Source organism: Cyanobacterium sp. (assembly GCF_054166785.1).
Genome location: NZ_JBSZCP010000038.1, coordinates 1 through 21151, shown reverse-complemented (window position 1 = coordinate 21151; position 21151 = coordinate 1). Strand labels below are relative to the sequence as shown.

Genomic DNA, 21151 nt, shown 5'->3' with positions numbered 1-21151 from the left:
TCAGAAATTAATCCTAAGTGTAAATATTTAAAATATTCGTAGTTACGCACATCAAAAAACAAGGTAGAATAGGCAGAACAATAATCATCAATGACCGGCACCGTGTCCATGGGATTTCTAGGTAAATGTTTTCTAATTTGCTGAGCTACATCCATCGCTGTGAGTACCTTTCATTTTTATTATTATTCTACATTTTTATTCTGCTTTTCGGAAAGTGACAAAAAAGGGATAAGTTAACCACTCTTGCCCGATAAATTCACGGTCTCCACAAATATATGATACTTTCGCTTCCGGGAAAAACTCCCAAAATTGGTCAACTAAATCCATTCTTTTTAAACTATTGGAGTTCCCTTTCTTCTCTAACATTGTCCAAGTCAAGGGAAAAGCTACCCCATTATGAACCACTCCTAAAACAAAAATATTAAAACAAGTAGAACCAAAACACCATTGTGTTCTATCGATGCTTAATACCCATGGCTGAGGTATATTCATTAGATTAACAACCGTTTTGGCAATCTGTTTTAAGTCTAGGTCAAATTTAGAAAAAAATCTTTGTAGCCTTTTATAGCTCGATTCTGGTTTAGCACAGGTACGAAAAGCTAAGAAAAGACTTGTTAAATCAACGGTTCGCACACGAATCAATGCCATCAAAAATAATGCTAGAAAATTTAGTCTTGCACCGTGCCATGGTAAATGTTTTTTCAAAGTATCACGAAGTAAGTTAACCTGATTCATAGGAGGATTTGTTTGATTTTTTGTTAATTTCTATCAAACCTCCTACCTTCTTTTATTGCAACCCCTTTCCTTGTTTTTTTGTCCTGTACTGAGCTATTTCTATGAATAAATTGCTTAGTCCATATTCATATAGTTCATCTAAACTTCTCCCTAATTTTTCATCATTTAAGTATTCTTTTTTTACCTCTTTTCCTAGTAATTTTTCTATTGCTTTATCCTTAAAAACTCTGAAAATAGGTACAATGGCTGGGACACAAAACCCAAGGCATTGAGAATCATTGCCTTGACTACTAATCCTTTACTTATTTTTTCTGTCGGATAGGATGGTAGTTTTTTGTTTATAATCTCTACAACTCTCACCTCGTCTATTATTCCAGCTATTATACCTAAATGATCAATATTTTCTATTTCAATGTTTATTGATTCAGACATTTTCCTAGACTTATCTTTACTCTGTTAAGATTAATTTACTCTATTCCATCACCTCTTTTGTCCTATTTTTGCTTTTTCTTGAACTATGCGGAAGGTGGGTTTAATGAGTTAAAAGCTTATTTTAAATATCACCGTAGCCCTATCAAAGTCTTAGGATCTAACACTTCTTTTATTTTTCATATAAGTGATTTTTCTATGGAAAGAAAGGGTATTATAAAAGAGATATATAAACCTAATGTAATAAGTAAGGGATAAGTCATATGTTAGAGCGTATTGATTTTGATGCAAGAGTAGCCGAAAATGATCGTATTGTTAGCTCTTTTGGTTCTGGAAACGGGATGATGGAAACACAAAGTAGCTTCGATAGAAATTCTATGATTACCATTAGTGATCCCTTTACTAGAAGCATAGAGAGATCTTTATTGAATACTCCCCCTAGTACTCCTCCTGTTATTCTAACGGTAGATACTTTTGAGGATCAAAATGATGGTAATGCTAGCAACGGCTTATCCCTAAGAGATGCTATTATCAGAGCCCATAGAGATTCTAGCCGAGAATACATTATTTTATTACCTGAAGGTACTTATAATTTAACCATTCAAGGTAATGAAGATTTTCGCTTCCAAGAACAAACCAACGTTACAGGTGGAGGAGCTGCTGGGAATGGTGAAAATGGAAATGGTGAAAATGGAGGTGGAACAGGAGGTGATAATCTTCTGGGATTATTTGATAATACAATTCTTCGTACAGGCGACTTAGACATAACTACCCGGGTTACCATCATCGGGAAAAATCCTGATAATACAGTCATTAATGCTAGTGGATTAGGCGATCGCATTTTTGACATTAGAGAAGGAGGTTTTTTGACCCTTGAAGGGGTAACTCTTCAGGGAGGAAGAACTCAAGGTACTTTTCCCGAAGGTGGGGGAGAAAATGATCCTGATTCTTTTTCCGGAGGTGCTATCAGAGTATTAGCCAATGGACAATTAAATCTTAATAACAGCATTATTCTGAACAACACAGCTGGTTGGGACCGCATTACTGATCCGGCAAATGTTAATGGAGGTGGAATTGCTAATCTTCTTGGCACCGTAACCATAAACAACTCTATCATCGCTAATAATCAATCAGAAGGAAATGCTGGTGGTATTTTCAATAATGGTGCAATGGTGATCACCAATAGTGCTATTCTTGGTAATGATGCTAATACTCTATTTTTTTATCGTGATCAAGTAGAAGGAGGAGGGGGCATTTGGCATAATGGAGGAAGCCTCAACATCGTTAATACTACCATTGCAGGAAATGCGGCCATACTGGCAGGTCCTAAAGCCGAAAACCCAAGTAATCCTAATAATGATGCTTTTGCAGGGGGCGGTGGTATCCTAATTGACTTGGTAAATCCGGGGGATGGAGGACAAGTTTCTATCGTCAACTCTACGATAGTTGGAAATGATGCTGAGCTGGGTTCTGGTATTTTATCGAACGGGGACTTGAATGGAGCGTTAATCAGAAATAGTATCATTGCTCAAAATACTGGTAGCCCAGACATTGAAGGATTCTTCAGTATAGGTAGTTCTTTTAATCTTGTAGGTAATGGTAATGGTTTAATTGTTGATGGCATTAATGGTAACATTGCTGGGACGGCAAGTAATCCTATTAATCCTCGTTTAGGGGCCCTCAATTTAGATCTGGGAGGGGTGTTTCCTCTGCTTGCAGGTAGCCGAGCTATCAATGCTGGAAATAACGCATTTATCGAACAAGTAGCATCGACAGATCAAAGAGGTTTACCTCGCATTGCTAATAATCGGGTAGATATTGGTAGCTTTGAATTTGGTGCTGAGACTAATTTTGGAGATCCTCTTCGCTTAAATGCTAACAATGCTCAACTTCTTTATGTAGCATATTACGGACGGGCAGCGGATCCCACGGGTTTAAATTTTTGGACTAATGCTATTTCTCGCCAAAACTTTAGCTACAATCCCAATGGTGGTGACGTATTAACGGGAGAGCGCCTAGATTTTTATAACCGATTTACCACTGAGTTTGGTACTTCTGCCGAATCAACAAATCGCTTTGGTGATATGAATACGAAAGAAATTGTGAGAGCAATTTATCAGCAAAACTTCAACAGAAATGCTGAAACGGAAGGATTAAATTTCTGGGTAGGCGAAATTAATGCAGGGAACGTTAGTAAAAGTACTGCAGCGATTGAAATTGCCTTGGGAGCCAATGGCTCTGATAGAGTCGTTCTACAAAACAAAATTGCATCTGCAAACATAATAACCAATAGTCTCGGTTCTTCTATTATAGAAAATTACACTGAGCAGGGAGGTCGTGATTTCTTATCGAATATTGGCGATAATGTGGCTAATGCCTTTGAAGTTAACCAATTTTTAGCTGGTTTAGTCTAATCTTTAGAGTAAGCAAATTCTTCATTCTCTCCTCATGGTTGGGGAGAGATTTTTTTATCGAATAAAAGGTTTAAGCTCTTTGATTTATGACGGAAATTTTTAGCAAAGAAGATTTAAAGGGTTAGAAATTACTTTTATGCCTAGTTCTTGCCAGTAATTAATAATTTCTTGGGGTGATTGAACTTGATTAAGATGTAGGGGAATTTGGTCTGTAATAATTCTGGGTTGCGGTGCCCTCATGATAGCGTTGAGATTTTGGGCATCTAGGTTATAGATAAAAACTGGTTTTTCTATGTGGTTAAGAATGCTATGGGCTAGTTTTTCGTAATTAATGGACAGGATGTTGTTGATATTGATGATAATTTTTTCGGTATTTTGATCCTCGTTGAGGGTTGATAGTAACATTGACCAATCAACTTCTTGAAATGTGCAGTTGCCTAGGTTAATGACGGTGGAAATTCCCTGATTATTTTCTTGATACAGCAGGGCTAATTCAAAACTGATTTTACTGTCTCCGTAGTTGATGATGCCAATGGTGCCTTGGGAATATAGTTGAGGATTTAGCACCCCATAACTAGCTTTGTCTGTGAGCAAGATTCCAGCACCATTGGTGCCTAAAAGCTGTACTTTTTTTTGTTGGGCTTTTTGTTTGATTTTGAATAGGTCAAGGGGAGGTATTCCCCCAGCGTTGATAATGATCTGTTTTATTCCTGCGTCCATGGCTTCTAGGGCTGCGTCTAGGACGAGGTAGGGGTGGTTAAGGATAATACTGGTACTGATTTCCCCAAGATCCTCTAGTGCTTCGCTGACAAGGTCAAAAAGAGGTATGTCATGGTATGATTCGCCGATGGATTCTGATGAGACTCCTACTAACTGATGGGCATTTTTCCACTGGGTAGCTTTGACGTAGGATAGGGCTTCAGGTTCGTTAATACCCTGCAGTAATATTTTTGGCTCGAAGTTCCATACCATAGTTTATTGTTTCTTGTTTTAAGCTAACACTGTGAGGGATTTTTGATTGTTTTGCTCCCTAGTTGGCTCTAATTATATCATCATACTTTGTGAGTAATTGGGTTGTATTCTTTTCTTGGTGGATTTGAGTGCGATCGCCCTTAATACGAAGTCCGATTTATAAACTACACTTTTATTTATTGCTTTTGGCAACGGGCTTAAGCCTATTGTTGGTTTTATTAATATAGTTTTTTATACGGCTCCAGTACAAGAAGTGAAATACCATGGAGCCGAATAGTTGGGAAAACCAAATTATTAAGGTACTTGGAGACGAATTAAATGATCTTCGGGTAAAGCCTCCCTAAATTGACCTTCTTCGGCAAGAATCGCAATTAAATTAATGTCTAAATCAGGATCTAAATGTAAATCCTGCCAAGGTACTGCAATTTCAATACATTGATCTAGGGCTATTTTTGTTCTTGTATAACGATAATGCCAAGAGCCATCTGCCCCGGCTTCTTGTAGCCAGTAGGTTTTGGTTGTCAAATTAATGCCTAAATGGTGACGATAATAATAATTAAGAGGATCTTGATTAGGTACGTAGGCTAGGGGTATGGGGCTATTATAACCAGCACGATGGGGATAAAACCAAAGTAAATGAAGTTCTGGAGGTAAATCTTGTCCCACCATGGCTCCCGGTTTGAGATCAAAGCGAAAATAAAAGTTAAGATGATCCCAGCCATAGTAAAGATTGGGAATAATACCAGCTCGGTGCATAGTACCCCGTGAACCTCCTATTTTGATTTTTCCTGCTTTTTCCCAGTCTTGTTCGTTTCCTCTGCCATCGATAAGGGGGCTGATATAACTACGGGGAATATGTGTTTCTGTTTGTGGTTGCCCGGTGGTGGCAACGGGCTTATATAGGTATGGAGGTACCATTTCGTTTAGGGCTTGATAAATGGCGATGAGATGCTCTCTAAATAGTTGATCGAACATATCATCATGGGAAGAGTTGTGGGGATCACCAAACCACCAGAACCAATCTGAGCCTTGGGCTGCATAGAGGGCTTCCCACGCTGCGGGGTTATTCTCTGGGGTGGCTTCGGGATGTTTGGCAAGGGTTTGTCTGGCGGCACTTAGATAGTCCCATGCTTGATTTTTGGTGCGATCGCCTATCCAGGTGGTAAAGTTTCCATCAATCCATGAGCCACTGTGTAGCTGCAGGTTATGGATGGTTTCGGTGGGGGGAAATTGAGTGATAAATTCAGAAACGGTGACTAATTTGAGGTTTTGAGCCTGGGAGAGGTTGCCATATAATTCTTCGAGGAAGGGTTTACCGTCTTGCTCATAAAATTCCCAACAGTTTTCGCCGTCTAGGGCTATGGTTACTAACCAAGGTTTTTCAAGGGTGGTGCTACCGCTATTTTCTCTCTGGACAAGGGTACGGGCGATCGCCTGTAAATGAGAAATTAGATCACAGGCTGCCTGTTGGGGCTTCATTGCTCCGTAGGTAAAACCGATTAAATCCGATAAACGGTGATCTCGAAATACAATACTTAAATCTCCGTGGTCAGTTTCTAAACGATAAGGACGATATAATACTTCTGGCTCATAGATATTTCCCGTTTCGTCACGGTTAAAAAAGTGGTTAAAACTCCAACCTAACACCGCTTCATCGGAGCAAATCCATTTAAATCCTTGGTGGGCAATGTAGGGTAAAATTTCAGGACTGATAGATTGCTCACTGGGCCAGAGTCCCTGGGGCGATCGCCCAAAACGCTCTTGATACATAGCCCAAGCCTTACTTAGATGGCGAGTTACATCTTCCCCCCACTGAAAACGACTTATGGGCAATTCCATGTTTGGCACGGCCACCTTACCCGCATTACTATCATAAAGCAAAGGTAAAATAGGATGGGTATAGGGAGCGGTGATAACTTCTAACTGCCCTTTATCCTGCATGGCTTTATGTTGAGGAATAATCCGAGCAATAATTTCTTTTTGTTTACTATAGATCCTTTGGCGATCGCTCAGGGTAAAATCACGACCTTTTTCTAACCAAGTAGCAACATCTTCATCATCCCAAAATAAAGGATCAAACCATGCCAAATTATGCCACGCCAGTAGGTCACTAAAATCTTGATCTGTCCAATTATCTAAACACCACTGCTTACCCTTAATATGTTTATGTTGAAAAAGTTCTTCATAACGCTTATGGGGACGAATCATATGATAATAATTAGCATCAAAAAAATTATCAACAACATAGCTTTTTTGATCTAACGTCAACATACTTACAGGAGTTAAAGTAAGAGCTAAATAAGGATCTAATGCCTTTCCTTGGGCATACTCTTCCAACTGCATGATCAAAGAAGGAACTAAATTTACTGTTTGATGGAGCTTCGGATATTTTTCCAACATCAAAATTAGGTCCAAATAATCCTTTATCCCATGGAGTCTCACCCAAGGAAGACGATAATCAGCACCAAAACTATCCTTTGAAAGGCGTGATTTATATAGTGGTTGGTGTTGATGCCAGACAAAGGCAACATAAAGAGGATGGGACATATTTATTTTATTATTATTATTTTTTTATCTCATTAATACTAACATTAATTAATTTTTTATTTTATTTTTTTATCCATAGCAAATAATACTAGATATTATGAATATTTACAGATTTTCTTTAGACTTAATATAACTTAATATCTTTTCAGAATGATTTGTAAATAAAAATCAAAAAGTATATTTTCTATGGTTAATTGTATAGTTTAAAATCAATAATAATCATTCCTTTATAGAAAATTTGTGGCGTATATTCTCCATAGGAAATCGAAACCTTACATAGATCTAAAAAAGGACGCACGGGGCGTCCTCTTCTATGGATTTAATGGAACTGAGCAGAGTCGAACTGCTGTCCAAATCAGCTATTTACTTATCGCTCATTCACAGGTTTAGCCCTTTTATTCCGCAGAGCGGGAATCACCAATTATCCCTGATGACAGGATTTTCTAGTATTATCTTTTCTCTAATGACTGACTAGAAACAGTACCAGAGGGCATCCGTTGGGGGTTGCCTATAATGTTTAACGGAGTCACACTATAAGCGCTCGAACCAAGTTTTTTGGTCTTAGGCAGCTACAGGAGCGGCTTTACGAGCAAAAGGAACGATGTTGTTCGCATTTACTATTTTTTTTGAATCTTTGATTTACGAGAGGAGATTCACTCTCGACCTGTATCACGGGTCAGCTTTCACTAACCTGTCGAAACCGTTACAGCCCCTTGATATAGATCTATCTTAACTTTTATTCTGACCGTTGACAAGGTATAGGGGATTTTTATTATCCCATGGAGTTAATTTTTTTTAATTATTCTCGTGGGTTAAGGGGCGATCGCCCTTTAATTCCCTATAATTATCGTAATTTGTGGCTATGACGACAATCAATATGTATTAATAGAAAAAGGTTTCTTAGAAAAACGTTAAAAATCCGTAACATAAGTTAACATAGAAATAACAAATAAAAAAACACCGTAGCAAAAGCTCTCATTAATTATCAAAACCCATTGATAAAATAAGAATATAAATGAATAGGAGGCTATCCATAAGTGAGTAAAGAAAATAAAAAATGGCGCAACGTCGGACTATACGCAATACTTGCCGTAGTCGTTGTCGCCTTAGCCACAGCGTTCCTCGATCGCCCACAGGAACAACAATCAAGCTGGAAATATAGCGAATTTATCAATAAAGTACAAAGCGAACAAGTAGAAAGAGTACAACTAAGTGCAGATCGTAGCCAAGCCATGGCAACAGGCCGTGACGGCAGTAGATTCTTAGTAAACCTACCCAACGATCCTCAATTAGTTGACATCTTATCCGAAAACAGAGTAGATATTTCTGTAGTTCCCCAAAGTGATGAAAGTTTCTGGTTCAGAGCCATCAGCAGTCTATTCTTCCCCGTACTGCTCCTAGTGGGTCTATTCTTCCTCCTTCGCCGTGCATCCAGTGGTCCTGGTTCCCAAGCCATGAACTTTGGTAAATCCAAAGCCAGAGTGCAAATGGAACCTCAAACCCAAGTTACCTTCGCCGATGTAGCAGGTATTGAACAAGCCAAACTAGAACTTACCGAAGTAGTAGATTTCCTCAAAAATGGAGAAAGATTCACCGCCATCGGTGCCAAAATTCCTAAAGGTGTTCTTTTAGTAGGACCTCCTGGAACAGGTAAAACCCTTCTTGCCAAAGCAGTCGCAGGGGAAGCAGGAGTACCTTTCTTTAGCATCTCTGGTTCTGAATTTGTAGAAATGTTTGTGGGGGTTGGTGCATCCAGAGTCCGTGACCTATTTGAACAAGCCAAACAAAGCGCTCCTTGTATCGTCTTCATCGATGAGATTGACGCAGTAGGTCGTCAAAGAGGTGCAGGTTTAGGAGGCGGTAACGATGAAAGGGAACAAACCCTTAACCAACTTCTTACCGAAATGGATGGTTTTGAAGGAAACACCGGTATTATTATCGTCGCTGCCACCAACCGCCCAGATGTTCTTGACTCCGCTTTATTACGTCCAGGACGTTTTGACCGTCAAGTAGTGGTAGATCGTCCTGATTTCGCTGGAAGAGCAGAAATTTTAGGAGTTCACGCCCAAGGAAAAACCCTAGCTAAAGACGTGGATCTCGACAAAATCGCCCGTCGTACCCCCGGATTTACTGGAGCTGACCTTTCCAACCTTCTCAACGAAGCTGCTATTTTAGCCGCCCGTCGTAACCTCACCGAGATTTCCATGGATGAAATCAACGATGCCATCGACCGTGTTTTGGCCGGACCAGAGAAGAAAAACCGTGTCATGAGTGAAAAACGCAAAACCCTCGTGGCATATCACGAAGCAGGACACGCCCTAGTAGGTGCATTGATGCCCGACTACGATCCCGTACAAAAAATCAGCATTATCCCCCGTGGAAGGGCTGGAGGACTAACTTGGTTTACCCCTAGTGAAGACCGCATGGAATCTGGTTTATATTCTCGCTCCTATCTGCAAAATCAAATGGCCGTTGCCCTTGGTGGACGCATTGCCGAAGAAATCATTTTCGGTGAAGAAGAAGTAACCACGGGTGCTTCCAACGATTTACAACAGGTAGCAAGGGTTGCTCGTCAGATGATTACCCGTTTTGGCATGAGCGATCGCCTCGGACCCGTTGCATTGGGTCGTCAAAGTGGAAACGTATTCATGGGAAGAGACATCGCCTCTGATCGTGACTTCTCCGATACCACCGCATCTACCATTGACGAAGAAGTAACCCAATTAGTCGAAAGAGCCTATCAAAGAGCCAAAGAGGTTTTAGTACAAAACCGTCTCATCCTCGACAAAATAGCAGAAATGTTAGTGGAAAAAGAAACCGTTGAGGCGGACGAATTACAAGAAATCCTCAACAACAGTGAAATAAAAATGGCAGCCATCGTCTAATCACTGAATATTTTTCAATCTAACTAATAATGTGGGGGCTTAACATATCGTTGAGTCCCTTTTTCATGAATAATAAAATTTGGTAAATATTCCGCAAAAACGCCCAAAACCTAACCAGTACACCATGAGACTGACAAAAAAAAGAAAAGCCGAAGAAATACTGTCTACCCTAAAAACCCTTTACCCCGATGCTACCTGTAGCCTTGACTATGAAACCCCTGTTCAACTGCTAGTAGCCACCATTCTTTCTGCCCAATGTACCGATGAAAGAGTAAACAAAGTTACCCCCCATCTTTTTGCTCAATTCCCCGATGCCCCTAGCCTTGCCCACGCCCCCCGACAAGAAATAGAAACCCTAGTTCGCTCCACAGGTTTTTTTCGGAACAAAGCCAAAAATATCCAAGGGGCTTGTCTAAAGATTGTTCAGGAATTTGATGGGGAAGTACCCCGCACCATGAAAGAATTATTAACCCTCCCCGGGGTAGCCCGTAAAACCGCCAACGTTGTTCTCGCCCATGCCTTTGGCATCATCGAAGGAGTAACCGTTGATACCCACGTAAAAAGACTTAGTAACCGCTTAGGATTAACCAAAAACACTCAACCAGTCAACATTGAAAAAGATTTGATGAAACTTTTACCCCAACCAGAATGGGAAAATTTTTCTATTAGTATCATCTACCACGGTAGGGCCGTATGTAACGCTAGAAAGCCCCAATGTGAGAGGTGTCAATTAGCTTATTTATGCTCTTTCTACACCAAACTTCAAAAAAAGAGTATCTTAAAACAAGGAGCCTAAACCCCTTGCTAAGAAGGGTAACCATTCATTGATCTATACTAGACCAAGCCAAGCTAATACCCCTTGACCAGTGGTATATTCAATGGCAAGGGCAATAATAAAACCAATCATTGCGGCTCTACCATTTAACTTTTCGGCATAACCATTGAAACCGAAAGTAGGTTCTTGGATATTAGGGGTTGTGGTGGGTTCAGTTTTTGCCATGTTTGTAATCTCCTTTATTGTTATGTAATTATTAAGTTTTGTGAATATAATAACATCATACCTTTTATAATTGCCACCATTCAGGTGAAGTTACCGTCAATCAATGGTAGAGTTTTTACCCAACTTCAAACTGAGAGTAACTTTTGCTGGAAAATATATAATAATGGAAGAATAAAAAAATAATTAAGCGACAATGAACAGTAGGGAGTTATCCGCCGAAAATTTGCTAGTGCAACGCTATGAACTACTAGAGATGGTAGGTTCAGGGGCGATGGGAAAAGTATATCGTGCAAAGGATAAAGCCTCTCGCCAAAGCACGGTGGCAGTAAAAATTTTGGCAAAAGCTCTTGATGACATGAAAATGATAGATAGGTTTCAGCAAGAGGCAACCATTAGCGCCCTACTCTCTGAAAATTGTTCTAATATAGTTCGGGTAAGTGACTATGGCATTGACCAAAATAAAGTACCTTTTTATGTGATGGAGTTATTGCAGGGAGAAAACCTTGCTGATTTTATCGAATTTCATGAGATGCCCCTCGAAACATTTTTTCATTTCACTCGCCAAATTTGTTTTGCCCTAGAAACCGCCCATAATGGCATTATTTTCCATGGTAAAGTATGCCCCGTTATCCATCGAGATTTAAAACCTACTAATATTTTTATCATTGATGGTGATGGCACCGAACAAGTTAAAATTCTTGATTTTGGTATTGCGAAGTTAGCCCAAGATGATGATGATAGTGTTGAGGAGGAATTTGTTGGTACTCCTCGCTATGCTTCCCCAGAACAGTTACAAAAGAATGATATTGATAACCGAGCAGATATTTATAGTTTGGGTATCATTATGTACGAAATGTTAACTAAAAAATTACCATGGCAACTAGAGCATAATTCCGTGGGGGAATGGTACAAAGCCCATGTAGAAATTCAACCTAATGATTTACCCCTAGAGTTGGAGATTCCTTCCGAGTTAAGGGAATTGGTTATGCAGTGTTTGCAAAAAAATCCCCGACATAGACCGCAAAATGTAGGAGAAATTCGTCAAAAGTTGGAGCTCATTGGACGTAAAATTTTTAATTCTGGTTTTGATTCTAGCTCGAGTGGCAGTAGTAAGACTACTTATTTATTAAATAATAAGGTGGAAGAAAAGAAAGAAGATTTAAATTCTTTTTTACTCAAAACTCAATGGCCAGCGAATAAACCTCAACAAAAAATAGTTTTTCCCCGTGTCACTAAATACGAAAACGATCAAGTTGTGACCCTTTGCACTATGTTAGATGGTGATGATATTGACCGTAGAATTGATAATGTTCGTTATAGTCGTTTCATTTTTCAAAGTTATCCTTATCCCATGGTGTTGTGGTTAACGGTTTTGTATAGCCATGAGTGGGGCGCCCGTTGGCTTCCTTGTTATTTAGATTTAAAAACAGATAAGGGTCAACAAATTGCTGATCTATTGAGTGATTCAAAAAAATATTATCTTTTGTTTTTTCCTCTTAATCAATCTACTCAATGTATTAATTTTTTACCATTTAAAATAATGCTTAAACAGCGTACAAATATTAAACAATGGATTTCTGTGAGTAGGATGCTCAATATTGAGGATAACCGTCAAGCCCTTGTGAGTAAGAAAAGGTTACAGGCAGATTTAGAGGCAATGAAACCTGATATTTTAAAGGATTTGGAGGCTAGTAATGATAGTGAAATTAATGTGTAAGATTGCTATAGTGAAATTATGGTGTTAATGGAGATAGGACGTGATGGATTTAGTAAAAATTATTGAAGAAGATTATCAGAGGTTTCCAGAAAACCAAACCTATAGCATTTATGCTGAGGATGTTCGTTTTAAGGATCCTGTTTATGATTTTCAGGGCTTAAAAAAATATCAGGAAATGATTGCTTTTTTGAAAAAGTGGTTTCAAAATCTTCATTTAGAACTTCACGAGATTGAGCAGGATGGAGAACAAATTAATACTCGTTGGACTATGTCTTGGAATAGTCCGTTACCTTGGAAGCCTTTTATTTCTGTTTCTGGTCGTAGTGAGCTAAAGTTAAAGAATGATTTGGTTGTTGGTCATTATGACTATTGGGATAAGTCTTTTTGGCATATGGTTAAGCAACATTTTCCTTTTCAGTAATTATATAATATGGTCTTTTTTTTATGAGTGATAGAGGGAGTCAAGGGGATTTTAATAATAAAAATACTGGAGCGGGGTTAAAGCAAAGTAATCCTGAAAAGTATGCTTATTTGAAGGCGGAGGCTGAAGCTCCCTATCGGGGGTTACGTCGTTTTGTTTATATAGGTTTTGGGGCTTCTGGTGCCATTGGTGCTTTTATTTTTTTTACTCAGATTTTGGCGGGTAGAAGTGTGGAAGATAATGTGGGTAATTTATTGGTACAACTGGGGGTAATCGCTTTGATGGTGTTTTTATTTCGGTGGGATAAGAAAAAAGAGGTTTAATTAAAAGTTATGAGGATGGGGAGTGCTGAAGGGCTTTTTCTCCGATAAATTCGACGAGGGGTTTAAATTCGTTGATGAGTTTAGGGTGGGCGACACAAAGGGAGGGAAATCCTCTATTACCATAATCGATTCCTTGGGGTAAGGGAAAAACGGGTTGGGGTTCGAGGTGTATTAGTTGCCCCCCTGCGGCTCTGAGGATGGGGTATGCTCCTGCTATGTCCCAAATCTTGGGGGTGGCTTCTACGGCACCGAGGGCGGCACCACAGGCGACTAAGAGCATGTTATAACTGGCTACTCCTGTGAGTCTAATTTTGCATGGGAAATAACGGGTAAGGACTTCGGTACTTCTGGCACAGAGGGTAAAAATATGGTTCATGCTGGCATCGGCGGTGCTGGTGTAAATGCGATCGCCATTAAGATATGCACCTTTGGGTCCTGTTAATCCTGTATCATCGTAGTAGTAGCCGTGGTAGGTTTGCTGAATTTGGGGAAAATGAACAAAGCCAAATACGGGGGTACCTTTGAAGAGTAAGCCGATGGAGATACCCCAAATGGGAAGTCCTCGGGTGAAGTTGGTGGTGCCATCAATGGGATCTATTACCCAACACCAATCGTTTAGGGGTAACAGATGCTCGGTTTCCTCCGTAAGAATGCCGTGGGTGGGGAAACACTGTTTTATACCTGTTCTAATTTCTTTGTCTGCCCACTTGTCGGCGGCAGTGACGAGGCTACCATCGGCCTTGCGGGTGGGCTCTAATTTGGCAAAGTCTTCTAATAGCTTGTCCCCGACACGAGCGGTAATGTGCTGACAAAAATTATATACTTGTTGCCAAAAGTAGATCATGATTTTTGCTTGGTTATTTTTGGTTGGGTTTGATACCCTTAAATTTTGATTATTAACTATTGATTTTTTAATGGTAAAGTATAATCGGGTTTTTGTAACCTAGTAATAACCCTTAACTGTTAGTTCTTTGGTTTTCCTCGGTATATAGCAGTTAAGATTTTTACTATACAAAATTTTACTGTTGATTCTTAAATTATCCTGATGGTGTCTGATCATAAGTCGAAGCTGTTAATTGCCGCCAGTGGCACTGGAGGACATTTATTCCCTGCTCTTGCGGTGGCTCAAGAATTGTCTAACTATGATATTCAATGGTTAGGGGTGCCAAATCGCCTTGAAACTTCTTTGGTGCCTGATTTTTATCCTCTACATACTGTTAATATTGATGGTTTCCAAACTAAATTGGGGGTTAAAACTGTTTTTCTTTTTGCCAAGATGTTAAGGGCGATCGCCTTTACCTATAAACTAATTAAAAGGGAAAAAATAGAATTAGTATTCACCACCGGAGGCTACATATCAGCCCCAGCAATTTTAGGAGCAAAACTAGCTAAAATTCCCGTAATCTTACACGAGTCTAACTACATTCCGGGTAAGGTAACTAAACTATTGGGAAAACAATGTGATTTAGTGGGTATCGGCTTTGAAGGTACCAAAAAATATTTACCAAAAACGAAAACTCAATGGGTAAGTACCCCCGTCAGGCGAGAGTTTTTATCCCCTCAACCCCTAGATTTTAAAATCCCTGACAATGTACCTCTAATTGTTGCCATGGGAGGTTCTCAGGGAGCCGTAGCCCTTAATAAACTCGTGCGACAGTGCGCGGCTGGATGGCTAAAAAATGGTTGGTATATCGTCCATTTAACGGGGAATAGAGACGATGATTTTGGTACTTTTGAACATCCTCACTATATCGAAATGACCTTTTATGACAATATGGCGGGGTTACTAAATCGGGCAGATTTTGCCATTAGTCGCTCTGGGGCAAGTGCTTTGACTGAGTTAGGAATTACTAAAACTCCTTCGGTGTTGATTCCTTTTCCCTTTGCTGCCGAAGATCATCAATTTTTTAATGCTCAAGTTTTTGCCCAAGAAAAAGCGGCTCTAGTATTTCGTCAGGAAGATTTAACGGCTGATTTTTTAGAAAAAACCGTCACAAATTTAATCAAGGATAAGGTTAAGTTAAAGCAGATGGCTAATAATTGTAAAAAGTTAGCTTTGTTTGATAGTGCGGAAATTTTGGCAAGAATTATTAAATCTATGGATGCTTCCCAATATTAAAAAGAGAAAGGTACACCAATAAAACAAACAATGGGTTTAAGTTTATTGCCCATCAACCATAAATAAAAGTACAGTTTATAGATGGGATTTAGTATGATTTCTTTAGTTTGAAAATTGTTCCATAAATTTTTTATCAATGTAATCTTTGAGATACCAAAATAGACTGGATTTGTACGCAAAATTACCCCAAATTGCCACTGCTTTTTTATCTCCTGTACCGATTAAACTTAAATAAAATGATTGAGGAAAATAAGGTTTAAGATTTTTTTCTTCTAGTAGCGATCGCCAATTTTGATACAGGGGTTTACCTTGTCTGACAGCAAAAACCCCAGCTTTCGGACTGGGATTGTCTTTGATAGTGGCTATATCTCCCGTGGCAAATATATTACCATGGGATAGGGTTTGTAAGGTATTTTTGACCAGAATAAATCCTTTTTTATCAAGGCTTAAGCCTGTATTTTTTAGCCATGATGCGGGGGAAGCGTTAGTAACTAAAAATGTGTAATCCCCTTTAATTATCTTTCTTTCTTTGGTGATAATTTTATCTGCTAATATTTCTACTATTTCTGTATTTAAAATACAATTAATCCCCTTTTTTTGTAATAATCTATTAAAAATTTTACTAGCAGATTGATTATGATTATTTAGTAATGCTTCACCCCTATTAATGATATTAATATTAATATTTTTTGGTGAAATAATATTTGTTAGTCTTTGGTGCATATTAAGGGCAAGTTCAACTCCTCCTGCACCTCCTCCCACAATATTTAAAGTAAGGTTTTGATTGGGGTTGTGATCAAGTTTGTTAATGATTTCTTGCCATTTTTTCAGTAAAGTTGGCACGGGTTTGGCTTTAATTCCATATTTTTTTGCCCCTTTTATTTTACTATCATCAGGGGTACTGCCAATATCTATGGATAAAATGTCATATTCGACGGTTTTTCCCGATAAACAAGTAACGATTTTTTGTATGGGATCAATGTTAATTACTTGGTCAATAATTAATGTACTATTAGTTTTTTGGGCTAATTTTTCTAAGTCAATATGGGTTTGATTAAAGCTGTAATAACCTGCTATGTGGGCAGGAAGCATTCCTGAGTAGGGCGTTTTTTTTACTTCGTTAATTAAAGTAATTTGTGTATTTTGTATGGGCTTATCATAATATATTTTAAGGGCGATCGCATGGCTATGTCCACCCCCAATTAAAACTAATTTTTTCATAGTTCATCATAATAAAGTTTAGGAATATTAATAATAAATTTAGTACCTTTATTTTCCTCACTTTCTACGGAAATATCTCCGCCATGAATTTCTACCGCCTTTTTAACGATGGATAAACCCAACCCATTTCCTTTAATTCCTGCGACATTATCAGCCCTTTCAAATAATTGGAATAATTTGTGTTTATAATTATCAGGAATACCGATGCCATAGTCTTGGATGGTAAGACAAATATTATCTAGTTCACAATTTAAGGTTAGGTCAATATCACCTCCTTCTGGGGAATATTTAATGGCGTTAGAAATTAAGTTATTAAGGATATGATGTAACATTTTCCTATCTAGGTAAGCCTCATAGGATGGATGTTCACAATGAAAATTAATGGTATGTTTATCCGTTAAATTATTTTGCTCATCGATTAAACTTTGTAAAAATTGTACTAAATCAAATTGGTCTGGATAAAGAGTAATTTTTCCTTCTTCTGCTTTACTAATTAGTAATAAATCTTCGAGGGAATCGTTCATTTCAACGATCGCACTTTTGATAAAATTAAAATATCTTTCTTTCTTCTCTGTAGATAATTTATCGCCATAATCTTTGATTAACTCTGTATATCCCAAAATGCTGGTAAGGGGCGCTCGTAAATCATGGGAAGCGGTGGCTAGGGCTTGGGTTTTAACTTGGTTTAGTTTTTGTTGTTGTAATAAGTTAGACTCTGTGCGTGAATCCTCTTCAAATTTAGCTAAAGCAATGGAAATGGTGGTGGTAATATCAGCAATTTTGTAAGGTTTTACTAAGTATCCATAGGCGGGAATTTTTTGAGCCCTTTTGAGGGTTTGAGCATCGGCATAGGCACTCAAATAAATGATGGGAATTTTGAGAAGGCTGTAAATTTCATGGGCTGCGGTGATGCCATCCATAGAGCCTTTGAGCATTATATCCATCAAAATCAAGTCGGGTAAAGAATCTTTTGCTTTTTGAATGGCTTTTTGTCCTGTACTAACGATGCCAACGACTTCATATCCTAATTTTTTGAGATCAAGAGAAAGACTTTCGGCCGCAATTAGCTCATCTTCAACTATAAGAATTCTATACATGATCCTTTGAGATGGTAAATAGTTTGAGGTTGTCACTCGTGGAGAAGTCCTGTTAGTTTATTATTCCCTAGTTTAAATTATATTCCTTTAGGTAATCGGTGCTTGAGAAGTTTTGTTAATGATTCCGCACTATTACTCTTTTGGCAGGGCATCTGGATTTCCTTCGATAACCATGGGTAATAGGTAATGGTGATAATATTTTAAATACTTATTTATATATATAATTGAGTCATACTTCATACCATGATTAAACAATGTTAAGTCGTGAATCCTTTGTTAAAAAAAAATGATTATTCTATAACAAAAGCTCTTTTAATTGAGGTAATAACCCTTCTAAAGCTACTCCTCGATGGCTGATTTTATCTTTTATTTCGGGTGCAATTTCTGCAAAAGTTTGTCCTATTTCTGGTACATAAAAAATAGGGTCATAACCAAATCCTCCTCTTCCTTTTCTTTCGGTTAGAATTTCCCCTCGACAGATTCCTTCATTTTGTAGAATAATTTTACCATCTCCAGAGGCGATCGCCACGGCACACACAAATTGACCTTGACGATTATTTTCCCCTTCCAATTCTTTTAATACCCTATCAATACATTCTTCTGGGGTGGCTGCATATCTTGCCGAAAAAAGCCCTGGCGCTCCGTCTAAAGCATCTATCATTAAACCAGAATCATCGGCGATCGCCCATTCTCCCATAGCCAAAGCCACCTGACTCGCTTTTAAGATAGCATTTTCCATAAAAGTTGAGCCTGTTTCTTCTACTTCTAAATCTTTTGGCTTTAAGACTAATTCAATATTTAAACCTTGTAAATAACCTTTTATCTCTTTCAGTTTTCCTTGATTACTCGTCGCCAATACTAATTTTTTCATAAACGAAAAATACTTTTCTAAAATTATAAATAATACTTGATATGATACATAATACATCGATAGAGTAGCCATGAGGAATCAGCTATCAGTCCTAGAAGAACACTGAAAGCCGATCATTCCTAGCTAATGGCATCGATGAAAATTTCCACTAATCAAAGTAAAACAACGTAACAACCTTTCTTTGCTCCTCTGCCTCCTCACAAGTTTTCATAAGAGTATGACTATCATGAAAAGCAAAACAAATCAGTTGTTGACAACGGGAAATAATTTCTCGGTTACAATCCGCACTCGCTTCCCCCAAAGAGAGATGATTATGATCTGGATTTTCCACCAAGTGAATTACCTTCTGTAGTTGGTCTTGAGACTCTTTAGGCTGACGATCCAAACTTTGGGGTAAAATTACCGTCAAAAGGTTAGGATCAGCCCTCATAGCCCCTCTAATGGCGGCAGAATTAGTTCCTGCAGCTCCCGAGGTGATCAAACGATTGCCCCCCAATACAAGGGCATAACTCATCATTTCAATCAGGTGTAGATGAGTTATTGGAACATGGCGCGAACCTAGCAAAGCGATTTTTTTTGAGCTAGTTTGCTGAATAGCTGCTAGTTCTTGTGCTAGGCTATCTAAATTTGGAACTTCTAATGCTTGACTCAAAGACTATTAATTTATCCTTAAATTTCCCATGCTATTCTAGCAAATGATTCATCATTCCGATCCAGTAATCTTTTATTTTCTTCTTTTTTCTCAAAAACTTGCCTTTTATTTTAGATATAGATAAAATAGTAAATCGTATGTTAAGGACGTATAGCTCAGTTGGTTAGAGTACATCGTTGACATCGATGGGGTCGCCTGTTCGAGTCAGGCTACGTCCATATTAAAAATTAATAAAAAACAAAGGTAGCTATTGTTGAGATAACTACCTTATTTTATTTTTGTGGAAAATATCCATAATTTAGGGAAAAATTACCAATTTTTATTGGGAGATTTTGGAGCTTTTATTCCTTGTCCTTCACATTCTGGGCAAACAGCAGGGTAATAATCAAAAGAGTTAATATAATCTGATAGTCTTTTTTCTAAAATTTTTCCACTACCCCTACACTTTAGACAAAATTTCATATCGGATAACCTCTTTAAAATGTAATTAATTGCTTATTTATAATTTACAGTAGTTATCCTAAATGTACATCGTTATATTTATCTATTTTTTATTAACAAACATTGACCTTCATATAGGTTTAATACTTAGATAAAGCCTTATTTGTTAGTATTCTAAGATACCTCACTGATTATTTTGTGCCCCATTTAACAAAGGTATTCCACTCATAACTAAGTGTAAACACTAACCGTACTACACAATGAATTATATAAATAAAAATACATCTAATTTTTATCCCCCAACTCCGAAATAAGCAGCTACTAAAAATAATCCATCAGTGACGATGGTACTTAATACTGCCCCTGCAAAGGCAAGATAATGGAGTTTTTTCTTCTGAAGGGCATACAAACTGATGGCAAGAAGAATATTTGCGAGTAATATTGCCCAGCTTATTCCCCATGGAGTGTTGACTTGGGCGATCGCCCCTTGTAACATAGGTTTAATCAAACTAGGATCACTATCCATAATTTCTACCCAATAGGGAATCAAACCTGCAATATAGAAGTATAAATCTGTGATAGCAGTACCAAGTAATGAGCCAAGATAAAAATAATTACCAATTAAGCCCCAACCACGCCAAATACCCCAAAGGACAAAAGGTAAGCCGATGGCTTCGATGGGAATATGAATGGCAGGAGTCCATCGCAACCAACCCCAATAAATTGAGCCACACAACCAACTCCAGCTAAAGCCGATGATGATGTCTCCCCATAAATGAGTTTTAGAGTGCGACTGCAATTTTAAACCAAAAAAAACCCAGACTAACGTAAAAAATAGACTAAAAAAAGGAAAAGTGCGGACTAAAGGAGCCTGAAAAAAAACGGGAATCGAGACAAGGAAAGCAGAAGCTAAAAAAATGAGAATACTTTGACGCTTTTCCTCATCCCTCCATACCCCTTGCTGATATTGTGCCACTGCACCCATCGCCGAAGGTAAGTATGAGCTAATTTGGGTTAAAAAAGTATTATTAAACAAAATTTCTTAAAATATCGTTACTTATCGTTACTTAAATCTTAATGTATTTTAGTGGCAAACACCAAACATTGACCATGATTCAATGTATAAATTATGAATTATGGCACTAATCAAGGTTAATATTCAATGATTAACGTAAATGGCAAAAGAAGTCCCTAATCTCTGCGTAGCAGATTAGAGGATGAATTTTGCCCAACAAAAAGTATCCGTAGGATTCGACACAAGAGCAGAAATCTATGCTAGAATGATTTTATCACTAAAACTTTTCCTG

General features: G+C 38.2%; 16 protein-coding genes, 1 tRNA gene, 1 other RNA gene and 2 pseudogenes. 8 read left to right on the top strand and 12 right to left on the bottom strand.

The features are described 5' to 3' along the window. Positions 1 to 228: 228 nt before the first annotated feature. Both ACXITR_RS07680 and ACXITR_RS07675 read right to left on the bottom strand, forming a co-directional pair. Positions 229 to 735 (bottom strand): annotated as a pseudogene (locus ACXITR_RS07680) (IS4 family transposase); the annotation flags it as partial. Between the two features lie 52 nt (positions 736 to 787). Beyond that, positions 788 to 1167, bottom strand: a pseudogene (locus tag ACXITR_RS07675) (DUF4277 domain-containing protein). A gap of 260 nt (positions 1168 to 1427) precedes the next feature. On the opposite strand from ACXITR_RS07675, the gene ACXITR_RS07670 reads away from it, so the two are divergent. Next, positions 1428 to 3578, top strand: a complete 2151-nt coding sequence (locus tag ACXITR_RS07670) for a choice-of-anchor Q domain-containing protein (RefSeq protein ID WP_457996652.1) — start codon at positions 1428 to 1430, stop codon at positions 3576 to 3578. Between the two features lie 99 nt (positions 3579 to 3677). Here the strand turns inward: ACXITR_RS07670 and ACXITR_RS07665 are convergent, their stop codons facing one another. The 3 genes from ACXITR_RS07665 to ssrA all read right to left on the bottom strand — a co-directional run bounded on the left by ACXITR_RS07665 (position 3678) and on the right by ssrA (position 7810). Then, complete coding sequence (locus ACXITR_RS07665; protein WP_457996651.1) at positions 3678 to 4550, bottom strand: hypothetical protein; 873 nt, start codon at positions 4548 to 4550, stop codon at positions 3678 to 3680. A gap of 294 nt (positions 4551 to 4844) precedes the next feature. Next, positions 4845 to 7097 (bottom strand): glycoside hydrolase, encoded by a 2253-nt coding sequence (locus ACXITR_RS07660; RefSeq protein WP_457996650.1) that lies wholly within the window; start codon positions 7095 to 7097, stop codon positions 4845 to 4847. Between the two features lie 320 nt (positions 7098 to 7417). Beyond that, positions 7418 to 7810: a transfer-messenger RNA gene (gene ssrA, locus ACXITR_RS07655) on the bottom strand. A gap of 324 nt (positions 7811 to 8134) precedes the next feature. Between ssrA and ftsH3 the strand changes: the two genes are divergently transcribed. Beyond that, complete coding sequence (gene ftsH3, locus ACXITR_RS07650) at positions 8135 to 9982, top strand: ATP-dependent zinc metalloprotease FtsH3 (protein ID WP_457996649.1); 1848 nt, start codon at positions 8135 to 8137, stop codon at positions 9980 to 9982. A 124-nt stretch (positions 9983 to 10106) separates the two neighbouring features. Continuing rightward, complete coding sequence (nth, locus tag ACXITR_RS07645; RefSeq protein WP_457996648.1) at positions 10107 to 10778, top strand: endonuclease III; 672 nt, start codon at positions 10107 to 10109, stop codon at positions 10776 to 10778. 33 nt (positions 10779 to 10811) lie between these two features. Here the strand turns inward: nth and ACXITR_RS07640 are convergent, their stop codons facing one another. Next, a complete protein-coding gene (locus tag ACXITR_RS07640) occupies positions 10812 to 10982 on the bottom strand; it encodes a hypothetical protein (RefSeq protein WP_457996647.1) in 171 nt (56 codons plus the stop codon). A 193-nt stretch (positions 10983 to 11175) separates the two neighbouring features. On the opposite strand from ACXITR_RS07640, the gene ACXITR_RS07635 reads away from it, so the two are divergent. Genes ACXITR_RS07635 through ACXITR_RS07625 form a run of 3 tightly spaced genes read left to right on the top strand, consistent with a single transcriptional unit; the run spans position 11176 to position 13443 of the window. Next, positions 11176 to 12699, top strand: coding sequence for a serine/threonine protein kinase (locus ACXITR_RS07635; RefSeq protein WP_457996646.1), 1524 nt, complete (start codon positions 11176 to 11178; stop codon positions 12697 to 12699). A 43-nt stretch (positions 12700 to 12742) separates the two neighbouring features. Beyond that, positions 12743 to 13120, top strand: coding sequence for a DUF2358 domain-containing protein (locus ACXITR_RS07630; protein ID WP_457996645.1), 378 nt, complete (start codon positions 12743 to 12745; stop codon positions 13118 to 13120). Positions 13121 to 13143: 23 nt separating this feature from the next. Beyond that, positions 13144 to 13443 carry a DUF3493 domain-containing protein gene (locus ACXITR_RS07625; protein WP_457996644.1) on the top strand — a complete coding sequence of 100 codons (300 nt, stop codon included), beginning with the start codon at positions 13144 to 13146 and terminating at the stop codon, positions 13441 to 13443. A gap of 7 nt (positions 13444 to 13450) precedes the next feature. On the opposite strand, the gene ACXITR_RS07620 is transcribed toward ACXITR_RS07625, so the two are convergent. Continuing rightward, on the bottom strand, positions 13451 to 14287 hold the full coding sequence (locus tag ACXITR_RS07620; protein WP_457996643.1) for an inositol monophosphatase family protein: 837 nt from the start codon (positions 14285 to 14287) through the stop codon (positions 13451 to 13453). 201 nt (positions 14288 to 14488) lie between these two features. Between ACXITR_RS07620 and murG the strand changes: the two genes are divergently transcribed. Next, complete coding sequence (gene murG / locus ACXITR_RS07615) at positions 14489 to 15562, top strand: undecaprenyldiphospho-muramoylpentapeptide beta-N-acetylglucosaminyltransferase (protein ID WP_457996642.1); 1074 nt, start codon at positions 14489 to 14491, stop codon at positions 15560 to 15562. 102 nt (positions 15563 to 15664) lie between these two features. Here the strand turns inward: murG and ACXITR_RS07610 are convergent, their stop codons facing one another. The 4 genes from ACXITR_RS07610 to ACXITR_RS07595 form a co-directional block, all read right to left on the bottom strand. Beyond that, positions 15665 to 16783: an FAD-dependent oxidoreductase gene (locus tag ACXITR_RS07610; RefSeq protein WP_457996641.1), complete on the bottom strand. Its 1119-nt coding sequence runs from the start codon at positions 16781 to 16783 to the stop codon at positions 15665 to 15667. After that, on the bottom strand, positions 16780 to 17880 hold the full coding sequence (locus ACXITR_RS07605) for a hybrid sensor histidine kinase/response regulator (protein ID WP_457996640.1): 1101 nt from the start codon (positions 17878 to 17880) through the stop codon (positions 16780 to 16782). Before ACXITR_RS07605 ends, ACXITR_RS07610 begins: the two co-directional genes overlap by 4 nt. Before the next feature lie 295 nt (positions 17881 to 18175). Further along, a complete protein-coding gene (rdgB, locus tag ACXITR_RS07600; protein ID WP_457996639.1) occupies positions 18176 to 18751 on the bottom strand; it encodes an RdgB/HAM1 family non-canonical purine NTP pyrophosphatase in 576 nt (191 codons plus the stop codon). A 148-nt stretch (positions 18752 to 18899) separates the two neighbouring features. Beyond that, positions 18900 to 19403, bottom strand: a complete 504-nt coding sequence (locus ACXITR_RS07595; protein WP_457996638.1) for a DNA recombination-mediator protein A — start codon at positions 19401 to 19403, stop codon at positions 18900 to 18902. Between the two features lie 144 nt (positions 19404 to 19547). Between ACXITR_RS07595 and ACXITR_RS07590 the strand changes: the two genes are divergently transcribed. Further along, a tRNA-Val gene (locus ACXITR_RS07590) sits at positions 19548 to 19621 on the top strand. 515 nt (positions 19622 to 20136) lie between these two features. Here ACXITR_RS07590 and ACXITR_RS07585 read toward each other — a convergent pair. Next, positions 20137 to 20829, bottom strand: a complete 693-nt coding sequence (locus tag ACXITR_RS07585; RefSeq protein WP_457996653.1) for a DUF3120 domain-containing protein — start codon at positions 20827 to 20829, stop codon at positions 20137 to 20139. Positions 20830 to 21151: the final 322 nt, after the last annotated feature.